This is a genomic window from Sinorhizobium prairiense (assembly GCF_029201645.2).
Taxonomy (GTDB): domain Bacteria; phylum Pseudomonadota; class Alphaproteobacteria; order Rhizobiales; family Rhizobiaceae; genus Sinorhizobium; species Sinorhizobium meliloti_A.
Genome location: NZ_CP104131.1, coordinates 376,506 through 390,138, shown reverse-complemented (window position 1 = coordinate 390,138; position 13,633 = coordinate 376,506). Strand labels below are relative to the sequence as shown.

Genomic DNA, 13,633 nt, shown 5'->3' with positions numbered 1-13,633 from the left:
GTGCTGAACCCTTTGTTAACGCTGATCTGACAGAAGTGAAGCCCAGTATTGCGTAATGTCAGGGTGTCCTCGTGTTCATGGCGGTATGTCAATCGGCCGGACGAATGCTGCCGTCGGCGCTGAGATATCGCCTGCCTCTTCTTTTGCACGGCCTCGCGTCGCTTCTTGCGGGGGACGATCCCAGGAACCGTGCACAGCGCGTGGCGCTCATCGCCTTTCTGATCCGTATAGTCAGCGCAGCCATCGCCTTCGTCTCGCAAATCGTCCTTGCGCGCCTCGTCGGCGAGTTCGAATACGGCATCTTCATTTTCGTCTGGGTGCTGGTCGTCCTCTTCGGAAACCTGTCCTGCCTCGGTTTCCATGCGACCGTGATCCGCTTCCTGCCGGAATACCATACCACCGCCGCGCTTGCGAACATCCGCGGTCTGACCACGACGGCGCGGGTCTTTGCGATGCTTTCCGCGACCGTTCTCGCCGCGGTCGGCGGAGCCGGCCTCTGGCTCTTCGGCTCCGCCATCGAAAGCTACTATGTGATTCCCCTCTATCTCGGCCTGTTCACTCTGCCGATGATCGCGCTCGGCGACGTACTGGACGGCACCGCGCGGGCGCATAGCTGGCCCATCGTCGCGATGAGCCCGACCTATCTCGTGCGGCCGCTGCTGATCCTCGGTTTCATGGTCATCGCGATCGCCGCCGGGCTTCCGCGCGATGCGACGACAGCCATGGGCGCTGCGCTGGGGGCGGCCTATGTCACCACGCTCGGACAATTCGTGACGATGGCATGGCGGCTCCGCCGCCATTACGTGCGCGGGCCGATGAAGATCGAGCTCGGGCGGTGGCTCAGCGTCTCCCTTCCCATTTTTCTGGTCGACGGTTTCGGTTTCCTGCTCACCAATTCCGACGTCGTCATCGTGGGCCTCTATCTCAATCCCGACGATGTGGCGGTTTATTTTGCGGCGGCCAAGACCATGGCGCTCGTCCATTTCGTGATGTTCGCCGTCAAGGCGGCAGCAGGTCCGCGTTTCTCTGCGGCAATGGCCGCGGGCGATCGCAGGCAGCTGGCTGAAATCGCCGTCGAAAGCGCGCGTTGGTCCTTCTGGCCGTCCCTGGCGATCGGCGGCTGCGTACTCGCAGCCGGCAACACCCTGCTTTCGCTGTTTGGCCCGGCGTTCACGGCGGGCGCCCCCTTGATGGCGATCCTGCTGACGGGAATTCTCGCCAAGGCCTTTGTCGGACCCGCCGAAACGCTGCTCACGATGGCGGGGCGGCAAAAGCTCTGCGTCCTGCTCTATGCGGCCGCGCTCGGAGTCAACATCGCCTTGAACGTGACACTCATCCCGGTCTTCGGCCTGACGGGCGCAGCTGCCGCCACTGCCGGCGCGATGTTCGTGGAGGCAGCCATCCTGCATTTCGCCGTAAGGCGCACTTTCGGCTTTCCCCTGCTGGCCGTTGCCGGCGCGGGGAGCGTGAACAACAAGAACGAGGCGATTTGAGCCATGATCGGCAATGTCCTTCCCGCAGACGTGAACGGCAGCGCCAACCGCCTGCTTGGCAGCCTCGCGCAATCCGGTCCCGATACGTTGCAGTCCGAGCGGACATTGATGGTCGGAAGGCCCGGACGGCACCTCGCGGTCTATCCGGCGAGAGCGGGATACGACCTGCAGCGGGAGCTCGACTTTCTCTCCAATCGCGCCATCGAGCAGAACGTCTTCTTTACCGGGCGCTTTCTCGCGCCGGCCATGCCGCGCCTCGAGGACCGGGTGATCCGGCTTGCGGTCATCCGCGACCAAAGCGAGCAGAGAAGCCGCATCCGCTTTCTCATGCCGTTCTCGATAGAGAAGCCGGGTTTTTCGATAGGCGCGACCATTATTCGCGCCTGGTCCAATCCATTCGGGCCGCTGGGCACGCCCCTCCTCGACGCGGAGGACGCGGCCGAAACGATCAGCAATCTTTACGAAGCGCTGGCCGCACCTTCCGCCGGCCTGCCGCCGGTGCTCGTGCTTCCGGACATCAGGTTGAACGGCAAATTTGCGCAGCTTGCCCGTGCCGTTGCGATCGGCGAAAACCTGCCGCTGACGGTGACGGATACATTCAGCCGGCCGATGCTCGAAAGCCTGCTGGACGGCCCCACCTATTTGCGCGAGGCCGTGAGCCCCCAGCGCCTGAGGGAGCTGAAGCGGCAATGGAACAATCTCGCGAAGCAGGGGGCGCTGGCCTACAATGTCGCGCGCCGACCCGATGAGATCCGCCTGCGCATGGAGGAGTTCCTGGTCCTCGAAGCGTCCGGCTGGAAAGGCCGCGAACGCAGCGCCATGATCATGGACCGGTTCCGCGCCGCTTTCGCGAGGGAAGCGGTAAACAATCTGGCCGAGGCCGACTGCGTCCGCATTCACACGCTCGATCTTGACGGTAAGGCGATCGCGACCATCGTCGTTCTGCTGATGGCCGGCGAAGCCTATGCCTGGAAGACTGCCTATGACGAGCGCTATGCGAAATACTCTCCGGGCAAGCTGCTTGTCGCGGAGCTCACGGAATGGCATCTCGACGATGCCAATATCATCCGCTCCGACTCCTGCGCCGTGCCCGACCATCCGGTGATGAGCCGCCTGTGGCAGGAGCGAGAGGAAATGGGCACGCTCGTGATCGGGCTGGCACAGAACCGCGACCGCGACGTGCGCCAGGTCGCCGCGCAGCTCCACCTTTATCGCAATACCCGAAACATGGCCCGGCTGCTGCGTGAAAAGATCCGGGCGCTGGCAGGCCGCTGATCCTGCAGCCGAACATCAGCCGCCGGACGCGGCGCGCGCCTCTGCTGCCGCCTTCTCGCGCAGAAGCCGGCGGATCACCTTGCCCGAGGTGGTCAAAGGCAGGCTGTCGACGAAAGCGATCTCGCGCGGATATTCATGCATCGACAGCCTGTTCTTCACCCAGTCGCGGATCCCTGCCGCGGTCTCGTCGCCGGCAGAGACGCCGGGTTTCAGCACGACATAGGCCTTGACGATCTCGGTCCGGAGCGGGTCCGGTTTGCCGACGGCCGCGGCGAGCTGCACGTCCGGGTGCCCGGCGAGACAATCCTCGATCTCGCCCGGGCCGATGCGATAGCCCGACGACGTGATGACGTCGTCGTCACGTCCGAAAAAGGTGAAATATCCCTCTTCGTCCATGACGCCCTGGTCCCCGGTCGTCATCCAGTCGCCGATGAACTTGGCCTCGGTCGCCTCTTCGTTGCGCCAGTAGCCGAGGAACATCACCGGATCGGGACGCCTGATCGCCACCTGCCCGACCGCGCCGGGCGGCAGAACCCGCCCCTCGACGTCGATGATCGCGACCTGATGACCCGGTGCCGCCTTGCCCATGGAGCCGGGCTTCGCCACGCCGAGATCGGTCGCAGAGGAGATGACGATATTGCATTCCGTCTGGCCGTAGAATTCGCTCACCTCGACGCCGAGCGCCGCCCTTGCCCATTCGAAGGTCTCCCGCCCGAGCGCCTCTCCGGCCGAACCGACGGTGCGCAGCTTGAGCGCGTAGCGATCGCGCGGCCGCTCGACAGATTTGAGGAGCCTGAGCGCCGTCGGCGGGATGAAGGCGTTGCGCACATCCATTTCCTCCATGATCCGGAACGCGGTATGCGCATCGAATTTCTGCGCCGGCGAGGACACCACGGGCACGCCGAAGAAAAGCGACGGCAGCAGAGCGTTCAGGAGACCGCCCGCCCAGGCCCAGTCGGCAGGCGTCCACATCCGGTCGCCAGGCTGCGGCAGAAAGTGGTGATGGAACTGGAACCCCGGCAAATGGCCGAGCAGCACGCGATGGCCGTGCAGGGCTCCCTTCGGCGGCCCGGTGGTCCCCGAAGTGTAGATCATCAGAGCGGGATCGTCCGGCTTCGTTTCCGCGGGATCGAATCGGCCTTCCCGGGCCACGAGTTCACCGAACCGCACGGTGCCGGATTCGTGCTGTTCTTCGGCAAGCACCACCAGGCGCAAATCCGGCAGCTCTTCCCGGATCGCCGTTAGCCGCTCATGGCCGAAGCGATTGGTGACGATCGCTGCCGCACCCGCATCCTTCAGCCGGTAGGCCAGCGCCTCGGCGCCGAAAAGCAGAGCAAGGGGCAGCGCGATACCACCCAGCTTGTAGATTGCCGCATGGGCTATCGCCGCCTCGAACCCCTGCGGCAGCAGGATGGCAACGCGATCGCCGGGCTTCACCCCATGCGCGGCAAGTCCGCCGGCAAAACCGGACGAACAGGCGGCAAAGGCGCCATAGGTCAACGCAAGATGCGCGCCGTCCGAGCTGAAATGCTGGAGACAGACGCGCTCCGGCTCCCGCGCGCCCCAGGCGTCGCTGACGGCTACGCCGATGTTGAAGGTATCGGGTATCCGCCAGCGGAATTCGCCGTAGAGTTCGTCATAGTCTTCGATCTTCGGTAGCATGAGCTTGCTGCAGCTGAGTTTTGCTGCAATGCAGCTAGCATTTGAGCGCGGGGGAATTCAATGGTGGTGCCGACCGGGGGCGCGGATTTGGAGGAGAAGCGAACGCACCGAGGTCGGTGCGTTCTTTCCGGTTCGATGGTTATCGACGTTATTGCTCGATGCCGCGGTCTTTGAACGATTGATCGATCGCCTTATCCACTTTGGCCCACACACCTTCGAGGTTGAAGCTGGCTCCGCGTTGGCTGGGCGGATATTTGATGAAGCTCTCCAGGAACGCTGCAGCCTTCAATTGACCCTTCACCAGCAGGAAATCGTTTCTTACAAGCCAGTCGTTGTACTGATCGGACACCAGGTCCGCTCGCTCATAGGGGTCCATTCGCAGGTTGAACAGCTTGGGCACGCGCCAGGTCACAAGCGGCGTTTGCCAGACAGCGAATCCTCCGCCGGCAGTTTGTTCATGAAAAACCACCTTCCAATCGTCGTAGCGTGTGGCCACCAGGTTGGCGTCGTCATCGAAATAGAAAAATTCGGAACGGGCACTCTTGTCCGACTTGCCGGTAAGGTAGTCCAGCTGGTTGTAGCCATCGAGATGGTTCTTGAACGTCGTCGTGCTCCCCTCGGGCTTCCAGCCGTTCAGCAGACGGGTCTTGATGTCTGGGTCACCCGCCGCCGCCAAAAGCGTCGGGAACCAGTCCAGGCCGGAGACGATCTGATTGGAGACCTGACCTGCCTTGATCTTCCCGGGCCAGCGGACCATTGCCGGTACACGGAAGGCACCTTCCCAGTTTGTGTCTTTCTCGCTGCGGAACGGGGTCGATGCGGCATCTGGCCATGACCATTGGTTCGGACCATTATCGGTCGTGTAGACGACGATCGTGTTGTCCGTGACGCCGAGATCGTCCAGGGCCTTGAGCAGATCGCCCACGTCGCCGTCATGCTCGATCATCCCGTCGGCATATTCATTGCCGGGCATGCCGCTCTGGCCGCGCATGGATTCGCGGACATGGGTGAAGGCATGCATGCGTGTCGTGTTCATCCAGGTGAAGAAGGGCTTGCCTTGCTTGACCTGCCTCCGGATGAAATCGATCGCGGCGGCGGTCGTTTCGTCGTCGATGGTTTCCATGCGCTTGCGATTGAGCGCGCCGGTGTCTTCGATTTTCCCGTCGGCCGACGATTTCACCACGCCGCGGGGATTGTACATCTTCAGGAATTCTTCATCGTCTTTCGGCCACGCTGCTGCTTCCGGCTCTTCTTCCGCATTGAGGTGGTACAGGTTACCGAAAAATTCATCGAAGCCATGGTTCGTCGGCAGGAACTCGTCCCTGTCGCCCAAGTGGTTTTTGCCAAACTGGCCGGTCGAATAACCCAGCGGCTTCAAGGCCTGGGCTATGGTGATGTCACCGGCCTGGAGTCCGACCGGCGCTCCGGGTGCACCGACCTTGCAGAGACCCGTGCGCAGGCAGGCCTGGCCCGTAATGAAGGTCGACCGGCCCGCCGTGCAGCTATTCTCGCCGTAGTAATCGGTGAAGCGCAGGCCTTCCTTGGCAATGCGGTCGATATTCGGCGTCCTGTAGCCCACGATGCCATCCGCATAGGCGCTGATGTTCGTCAAACCGATGTCGTCTCCGAAGATTACCAAAATATTTGGCTTGTCTGGTGGGGTAGCGGGTGTCGCCTGCTGCGCATGGGCGACGGAGATAACCGTCAGTCCCACTGTGATGCCGGCTGCAGCTGAAAGAAGTCGATCAAGTAGCGATCTAGTCATGACACTTCCTCGATATGAAGCTCTAGGCTTGCTGATGTCCGACTTGCGCTTGCCCGGTATTTACGCGCCGTGAGACGCCGACGCAGTACCCGGACCGAGTACCGGGAGACGTGAAACTGCGACCCGGATAAGCCCCCTCCGCCGCGTGTGCTCGAGGTGGAGGTTGATCCAAAAAATACAACCGAAGTTAGTATTCGCAACCCTCGTGCAGGTGCCTCTTCGACTGTTTTCAAAAGTATCGCAGACATACAGGCCCGCCGGCGCAGCTATTGGTCGCGTCGAGAACCGAGGACTATTCCGGTGGAATAGACGGAAAACAGATCAGAATAAGATGAATTTTTGCGAATGGCGCGAGGACTGTCAGACGCCCGAAGACAGAAACGCAATGAAACCGACACTATAAAGTAGTTGTGGTGCCCCATGCCGGAGTCGAACCAGCACTCCTTTCGGAACTCGATTTTGAGTCGAGCGCGTCTACCAATTCCGCCAATGGGGCTAGAGGCTTGCGTGATATCAGCGCTTGCGATTTACACGATCGATTTCGGGCCGGTCAACCGCGAAGTTGCGAATTTCGCCGATCGTGTGAATTTGGCCGGGTGCTCCCACGCCAGCTGCTCCGTACGATCACAAAAGCGTGCAGGCGGCCGGACATGCGACCCGATTTACAGAGCCGGCGATCCTGCCTAAGAAGGCGGCGTTCGATTTCACTGGCGCCCGGGCGGCATGTTCGCCGCTCCGTGCGCCGAGGGGTGTGCATGTTTGCAGATTCGTTCGCTCAGCGCCGGCAACTCATTTGTGCCGTACTCGTCACCATCGGCATGGCGGCGACCGTCGGCGGTGCGCTCGGCTTCGAGCATATCGGGGGCTACATCCCCTGCGCGCTGTGCCTGCTTCAGCGCGATCCCTATTATTACGGCATTCCGCTCGGAATTCTCGCCATCGCAACCAGCGTGCTGAAGCTGCCCGGCTGGACCACCCGCACGCTGCTCCTCGGCGTCGGCATACTGATGCTGGTCGGTGCGGGCCTCGGTGTGTACCATGCGGGCGCCGAGTGGCACTTCTGGGAAGGCCCCTCGACCTGCGCCACCACGGCGCAAGGCATTTCTTCCGATGTCGGCGACCTGCTCGGCGATCTGGATGCGAAGCACGCGCCCTCCTGCACGGATGCGGCGCTGCGCGTGCTCGGGCTTTCTTTCGCAGGCTGGAACGTCATTGCGAGCCTGATCCTCGCGGCGATCGCGCTGCGTGGTGCCTTGAAGGCGTCAGCTCAGGGTCGGGCGTCTTAACCTTACGGCTGCAGCTCGACATCCCAGTAGAGATAATCCATCCAGCTGTCATGCAGGTGGTTGGGCGGGAAAAGCCGGCCGTTATTGTGCAGATCCTGAACCGTCGGGTGATAGGGCTTCTGGTGCGGGAACATGCCGGCCTGCTTCGGCAGCTTGCTGCCCTTGCGCAAGTTGCAGGGAGAACAGGCGGCGACGACGTTTTCCCAGGTGGTCTGGCCGCCATGGGCACGCGGGACCACGTGGTCGAAGGTCAGGTCGTCCGGCGAGCCGCAATATTGGCACTCGAATTTGTCCCGCAGGAATACGTTGAACCGGGTGAAGGCCGGGTGGCGTGACGGCTGGACATAGCTCTTCAGACAGACGACGCTCGGCAGCCGCATCGAGAAACTCGGCGAGGAGACGGAGTGTTCGTATTCGGCGAGGATAGTCACACGGTCGAGAAAGACCGCCTTGATCGCGTCCTGCCAGGACCAGAGCGACAAGGGATAATAACTCAGCGGCCTATAGTCGGCGTTCAACACGAGCGCCGGCAGGGCCTGAGGTGAGACTGCAATCGTCAAGCGTATTCTCCTGAGCGATTCGGCATCTGCCTCTTCTATATTAGGCGCGTTGCGACAGGATTGTGAAGCCACAAAGAAAAGGGAGCAAAGGATCCGCTTTTTTCTTCAAGGCGTCACGGGAAGCGCATCGCGGCGCATCTCCTGCGCATAATAGGCCCAAAAAAGCCGCGCGGCGACACTGCGCCATGGCGACCAGCCGCCCGCGAGCGAATCGACCTCGCTTGCCGTCGGTCGCAGTTCGAGCCCCAGCGCATGGCCGATGGCATTCTGCAGGGCGACATCGCCGGCCGGGAACACATCCGGATGGCCGGCGCAGAAGAGCAGATAGACCTCGGCGGTCCAACGGCCTATGCCCTTGATCGCCGTCAGTTCGTGAATTGCCTTGACGGCTTCGGCGTTGCAGATGGCGTCGAGATCGATCTCGCCCGCGGTCGCGGCAGCGGCGACCCTTCTCAGCGTATCGGCCTTGGCCCGGGACAAGCCGAAGCGTCGGCAATCTTCGTCGTCGAGCGCAAGCACCGCGTCTGCGGTGATCTCGCCGAGCGAGGCCTCCATCCGGTTCCAGATCGCCGCCGCGCTCGCCTTCGAGACCATCTGGGAGACGATTATGTTGGCGAGGCCGCGGTAACCGGGGTCGGTGCGCCTCAAGGGTACCGGCCCCGCCTTGTCGATGACGTGTTCGAGCCGGGCATCGAGCATCACCAGACCGGCAAGACCGGCCTCTATATCCTCGTGCGTCCGGATGATCCGCATGCATCCTCCCACTGCATGTGTCCGGGATCGTCGCCGATTTACGGACGAAGCATGCAGGAATTCAAAGTGCTACAGATCCCTTGGTGCGCAGGAAGACGCACGGCCCTGTAGAAAGCGGGTGATCTTTACAACGCTTCCATGGCAAAGGAAAAGAATGCCGATTTCACGACCAGAACAACCGGTTTTTCGTTTCGCGCCGAGTCCCAACGGTCTCCTGCATCTCGGCCACGCCCTGTCGGCGATCCTCAATCACGACATGGCGGAAGCCATGGGCGGCCGTTTCCTGCTGAGGATCGAAGATATCGACCGGACGCGCTGCCGGCCGGAATTCGAAGCGGCGATCTTCGAGGACCTCGCCTGGCTCGGTCTCGATTGGGAAGAGCCGGTGCGGCGCCAATCCGAACATCTCGGCGTCTATGCCGCTGCGCTCGAGCGCTTGAACGCGATGGGCCTCGTCTATCCCGCCGTGATGACGCGCGGTGAAATAAGGGCGGCGGTGGCCGCGGCAGAGGCGAAGGGGCAAGCGTGGCCGCGCGATCCGGACGGGACACCGCTATATCCCGGCCGCGAGCGCGGCTTCAAGCCGGACGAGCAGGCGGCTCTCCTGGCGAGCGGCCGCCCCTATGCCTGGCGTCTCGACATGGGAGAGGCCGTGCGGCGGGCCGGCGGGCCACTCACCTGGCGAGAAACGGGATCGAGCCAATCGGGCGAAGCGGCCTCGGTCGGCGCCGATCCGGCCGCCTGGGGTGACGTCATCCTGTCGCGTTCGGATGCGCCGTCGAGCTATCATCTCTCGGTCGTGGTCGACGATGCCCTGCAGGGGATCACCCATGTCGTGCGCGGGCGCGACCTCTACCACGCGACATCGGTGCATCGCCTGCTGCAAAGCCTTCTCGGCCTGCCGCAGCCGGTCTATCACCATCATCGCCTCGTTCTCGGGCCGGACGGACGGAAACTGTCGAAAAGCAACAGCGACACCGGAATCGCCTACTTCAGGGCTTCGGGGCACAGGCCTGCGGATGTCAGGGCCATGCTTCTCGGCGAACGATGAGGAGAGAAATTCGCAGCCTTACTCTCCTCGGCCTCCCTGGAAACTGCGCCTGACCATGAGCTTCACCTTGTATTTCAGGATGGCAGCGTTGATTTCCGCGCCGATGATGAAGATCGCGCCAAGCATGTAGAGGAAGACCAGGACGATCATGATGGAAGCAAGCCCGGCATAGGTCGTCACGTAGTTGGAAAAATTGGCGATGTAGGAGGCGAAGGCGTAGCCGCCGACGGACCACAGCACGAGCGTGAGGAAGATGCCGGGCAGGACGTCGACGACGTTGCGGTGGCCGGCCGGCAGCCACAGATGCGCGACGAGCAAGCCTGCCGTCAGCATGGTCAGCGTCAGGGGCAAGCCCCAATCGTCCACCGCCGCCATCAGCGTATCCAGCCAGGGGAACCACTGATCCGCATTGCGGACCGCCAGAGGCACCGCGACCAGAAGAAGACTGAGGGCGGCGAGAATGAGCACGGCGCCGAGCACGAAGCCGAGGCTCGCGAGCCGCGTCACATACCAGTAGCGGCTTTCGGCAACCCTATAGGCGCGATTGAGCGCGATCCTCAATGCTTCGACGCCGTTCGACGCGAAATAGGCTGCAGCAAGAACGGAGATCGTAAGCAGGCTGCCGCGCGGGATGGTCAATACGCGCACGACTTCGTCGGCGACCGGCTTGGCGATCGATTCCGGCCAGGTGTCGAAGATCAGATGGACTGCCGTCTGCGCGAACTGATCGGCGCCCAGAAAACTGGCGAGCGCGGTGCCGAAGATCAGAAAGGGAAAGACGGCCATAAGGGAAGAAAGCGCCACGTGACTGGCCATCGCCCAGCCATCGTCCTCGCTGAAATGCCAGAGCGCATCAAACACGACCTTCCAGATGATGCGAACGAATGCCGGCATTCCGTATCCCACTCTTTCACCAATCCCGCTCCTGATGAGGACCAGCCGGCGCAGTACCTGCGAACGGCCTTGACGTCACGTTCCGGTCCCAGCCATCGCCTTTGCAATTCAATTGTATCCCAACGATGAATATGGGAAATGGGGCTTGGATTTCTACAGGAATCGCGTGGATGCCGGATCGCCCCACAATCATCGTCACCGGTTGTTCGTCAGGCATCGGTGCCTATTGCGCCCGGGCGCTGCAGCGGGACGGCTGGCGGGTCTTCGCGACCGTGCGCCGGCCGGAGGATCAGGCGCCGCTGGAGGCCGAAGGCATCGAGACCTTCATCATGGACTATACTCGGCCGGAGACGATTGCCGCGCTGGTGGAAGCCGTGATGGCGCTGAGCGGCGGACGAATCGATGCGCTTTTCAACAATGGCGCCTACGGCCAGGCCGGCGCGGTGGAGGATCTGCCGACGGAGGCCTTGCGGCTCCAGCTCGAAACCAACGTCATCGGCTGGCACGACCTGACGCGGCGCGTCATCCCGGCGATGCGCGCCCGCGGGCATGGCCGCATCGTCCAGTGCTCGTCCATTCTCGGCCTCGTGCCCTATCGCTGGCGCGGCGCATACAATGCCTCGAAGTCCGCGCTCGAGGCGCTCTCGCTCACATTGAGGATGGAGCTCGCCGGCAGCGGCATCGGCGTGAGCCTGATCGAGCCCGGCCCGATCGCCTCGAAATTCACGACCAATGCGATCGCCTATATCGAGCGGTTCATCGATCTTGAGAATTCCGTCCATCGTGCGGAATACGAGCGGCAGATGCGGCGCCTGCGCGGCGAGAGCAAACCGGCACCCGGCAAGCTCGGCCCCGACGCCGTTTATGCCGTATTGAAACACGCTTTGACGGCACGCCGTCCGAGGCCGCATTATATAGTGACAAGGCCGGCCAGGCAGGGAGCGCTTCTCAAAAAGCTCCTGCCGGCGGCACTGTTCTACCGCATCATCGGTCGTCTCGGCTGACCGAACCACAAGGATTTACGCCATGAACAGCTTCCTTACCGGTCTGACCCTGCTCGTCATGGGCCTGGTAGCGATCGTGCTGATCCGCGGCCTGCTCAACATGGCCAGGGGCGGCAGCGGCAACACCTCCAACAAACTCATGCAGGCCCGCGTGCTGTTCCAGGCCATCGCCATCGTGCTGATCATGCTGACGCTCTGGGTGACCGGCGGCGGCCGTCCGAGCTGAGGTAAAGCGACAGCATCATGGTGAAATTGAACAAAATCTACACCCGGACCGGCGACAACGGCACCACCGGCCTCGTCTCCGGCCCGCGCCGCCTGAAAAGCGACCTCAGGGTCGAGGCCTATGGCGCCATTGACGAGACGAATGCCTTTGTCGGCCTCGCCCGCCAGCACACGCATGCGATCCCGGATCTCGACGCGATGCTCATGCGCGTCCAGAACGATCTCTTCGATCTTGGCGCCGATCTCGCCACACCGGATACGGGCGAGAAGCCCGAATACGAGCCGCTTCGCATCGTCGCCGCCCAGGTCGAGCGCCTCGAACGGGAGATCGACCGGCTGAATGCCGACCTCGAACCGCTGCGCTCCTTCGTCCTGCCGGCCGGCAGCGCCGCTTCGGCCGCGCTCCATGTGGCCCGTACCGTAGCGCGGCGCGGCGAGAGGCAAATGGTCGCACTCGCATCGATGGAAGGCGAGGCCGTCAGCGCGGAGGCGGTTGCCTATGTCAACCGCCTTTCGGATTTCCTGTTCGTCGCGGCCCGCTGGGCAAATGACAAGGGGCGCGCCGATGTCCTTTGGGTCCCCGGCAACAACAGATAACGTATTTTTGTTTCGGCGCGGGTCGTCTCGGGGATCGCATGTTCATACCGCTGCATGACAGGAACGAGCTGAAGCACATAAGAATGCAGTATGTGACGATCACGCTGATCGTCATCAATTTCGTTGCCTGGCTCGCTACCGGACCCGTCGCAACCGAGGCTTTCGCCAATGCTGCGATCCTCGGGCTAGGCTATATCCCCGCGATCATCTTCGAGTATGCCGCCCTCGATCCCTCGCTGGTGATCGTTCCGGACGAATTCACCTTCGTCACCTATTCGTTTCTGCATGGCGACTTCATGCACCTCGCCATGAACATGCTTTTCCTCTGGGTCTTCGGCGACAATGTCGAGGACGCGCTCGGGCATTTCCGATTTCTCGTTTTCTATCTTCTGTGCGCGGCGGCCGGAGCGCTGGCCCATGGGCTCCTCGATCCGGCCTCGGAGGCGCCGCTGATCGGCGCTTCCGGCGCCATATCCGGCGTCGTTGCCGCCTATTTCCTCCTGCACCCCAAGGTGCGGGTCTGGGTGCTCGTGCTCTTCCGCATCCCCCTGCCGCTCCCCGCCGCCATTCCGCTCGCCTTCTGGATCGGCCAGCAGTTCTTCATGTTCGTGGCCGATCCCGGCGGCGGCGTTTCCTGGAGTGCGCATGTCGGCGGCATCGTCGCGGGTCTCCTGCTCGTTGTCGTTTTGCGACGCCGCGGTCTGCCGCTGTTCGATCGGACCATCGTCACTCCACGCGCCGTGGAGCACAGGGCGAGAGCGCCCGATGAAACGTTGCCGGCAGCCGCCGGCGCTTCGAAGCCCGCTCCGCAATGGGGTCGGCCGGGTTGATTTTCGAGGGGAGCCCGAGAAATAAAGGTCGAGTTTTCAAGGGATTGCATGCCCTGCGTTTGGGGTGATGCCCGATAGAAGCCGGCCTTGCGGCTCCGCTTGCCAGCGGATTTTTTTACCTGTACGTAAACGTAAGTATGAATAAGCCCGGTCATATCGAATTGGCGTTGGTTCATCGCGATTTAGCGTCAAGAACGGCTTGTCTATGGAGCAAAAACGCGTATCGATGTCGCCAACC

The 13,633-nt window shown here is 62.4% G+C and carries 13 protein-coding genes and 1 tRNA gene; 8 read left to right on the top strand and 6 right to left on the bottom strand.

The window, feature by feature from the left end; genetic code table 11:
* Window positions 1-104 precede the first annotated feature (104 nt).
* Together N0Q91_RS04520 and N0Q91_RS04515 are read left to right on the top strand one after the other, a co-directional pair.
* Entirely contained in the window at window positions 105-1,493 is a 1,389-nt protein-coding gene (locus N0Q91_RS04520) for a lipopolysaccharide biosynthesis protein (protein WP_018096948.1), read from the top strand.
* A gap of 3 nt (window positions 1,494-1,496) precedes the next feature.
* Window positions 1,497-2,768, top strand: coding sequence for a GNAT family N-acetyltransferase (locus N0Q91_RS04515; RefSeq protein WP_275597426.1), 1,272 nt, complete (start codon window positions 1,497-1,499; stop codon window positions 2,766-2,768).
* 15 nt (window positions 2,769-2,783) lie between these two features.
* Here the strand turns inward: N0Q91_RS04515 and N0Q91_RS04510 are convergent, their stop codons facing one another.
* From N0Q91_RS04510 to N0Q91_RS04500, 3 genes are all read right to left on the bottom strand, one after another.
* Window positions 2,784-4,430 carry an AMP-binding protein gene (locus N0Q91_RS04510; RefSeq protein WP_275597425.1) on the bottom strand — a complete coding sequence of 549 codons (1,647 nt, stop codon included), beginning with the start codon at window positions 4,428-4,430 and terminating at the stop codon, window positions 2,784-2,786.
* A gap of 148 nt (window positions 4,431-4,578) precedes the next feature.
* Complete coding sequence (locus tag N0Q91_RS04505) at window positions 4,579-6,195, bottom strand: arylsulfatase (RefSeq protein ID WP_275597424.1); 1,617 nt, start codon at window positions 6,193-6,195, stop codon at window positions 4,579-4,581.
* A 411-nt stretch (window positions 6,196-6,606) separates the two neighbouring features.
* A tRNA-Leu gene (locus tag N0Q91_RS04500) sits at window positions 6,607-6,691 on the bottom strand.
* A 259-nt stretch (window positions 6,692-6,950) separates the two neighbouring features.
* On the opposite strand from N0Q91_RS04500, the gene N0Q91_RS04495 reads away from it, so the two are divergent.
* A complete protein-coding gene (locus tag N0Q91_RS04495) occupies window positions 6,951-7,481 on the top strand; it encodes a disulfide bond formation protein B (RefSeq protein ID WP_275597423.1) in 531 nt (176 codons plus the stop codon).
* Between the two features lie 2 nt (window positions 7,482-7,483).
* Here the strand turns inward: N0Q91_RS04495 and N0Q91_RS04490 are convergent, their stop codons facing one another.
* The gene (locus tag N0Q91_RS04490; RefSeq protein ID WP_003533486.1) at window positions 7,484-8,041 is read right to left on the bottom strand and encodes an HNH endonuclease; all 558 of its coding nucleotides are present in this window, start codon (window positions 8,039-8,041) and stop codon (window positions 7,484-7,486) included.
* 105 nt (window positions 8,042-8,146) lie between these two features.
* On the bottom strand, window positions 8,147-8,794 hold the full coding sequence (locus tag N0Q91_RS04485) for a DNA-3-methyladenine glycosylase family protein (RefSeq protein WP_018096932.1): 648 nt from the start codon (window positions 8,792-8,794) through the stop codon (window positions 8,147-8,149).
* 154 nt (window positions 8,795-8,948) lie between these two features.
* Here N0Q91_RS04485 and gluQRS point away from each other — a divergent pair, with 154 nt between their 5' ends.
* Window positions 8,949-9,845, top strand: a complete 897-nt coding sequence (gluQRS, locus tag N0Q91_RS04480; RefSeq protein WP_275597422.1) for a tRNA glutamyl-Q(34) synthetase GluQRS — start codon at window positions 8,949-8,951, stop codon at window positions 9,843-9,845.
* Window positions 9,846-9,863: 18 nt separating this feature from the next.
* Here the strand turns inward: gluQRS and N0Q91_RS04475 are convergent, their stop codons facing one another.
* The gene (locus N0Q91_RS04475; protein WP_018096930.1) at window positions 9,864-10,739 is read right to left on the bottom strand and encodes a YihY/virulence factor BrkB family protein; all 876 of its coding nucleotides are present in this window, start codon (window positions 10,737-10,739) and stop codon (window positions 9,864-9,866) included.
* Window positions 10,740-10,909: 170 nt separating this feature from the next.
* On the opposite strand from N0Q91_RS04475, the gene N0Q91_RS04470 reads away from it, so the two are divergent.
* The 4 genes from N0Q91_RS04470 to N0Q91_RS04455 are packed head-to-tail and all read left to right on the top strand — an operon-like array spanning window position 10,910 to window position 13,395.
* Window positions 10,910-11,743, top strand: coding sequence for an SDR family oxidoreductase (locus tag N0Q91_RS04470; protein WP_275597421.1), 834 nt, complete (start codon window positions 10,910-10,912; stop codon window positions 11,741-11,743).
* 22 nt (window positions 11,744-11,765) lie between these two features.
* Complete coding sequence (locus N0Q91_RS04465) at window positions 11,766-11,969, top strand: twin transmembrane helix small protein (RefSeq protein WP_018096928.1); 204 nt, start codon at window positions 11,766-11,768, stop codon at window positions 11,967-11,969.
* Window positions 11,970-11,986: 17 nt separating this feature from the next.
* A complete protein-coding gene (locus N0Q91_RS04460; RefSeq protein ID WP_275597420.1) occupies window positions 11,987-12,565 on the top strand; it encodes a cob(I)yrinic acid a,c-diamide adenosyltransferase in 579 nt (192 codons plus the stop codon).
* Window positions 12,566-12,603: 38 nt separating this feature from the next.
* Window positions 12,604-13,395 (top strand): rhomboid family intramembrane serine protease, encoded by a 792-nt coding sequence (locus N0Q91_RS04455; protein WP_275597419.1) that lies wholly within the window; start codon window positions 12,604-12,606, stop codon window positions 13,393-13,395.
* Window positions 13,396-13,633: the final 238 nt, after the last annotated feature.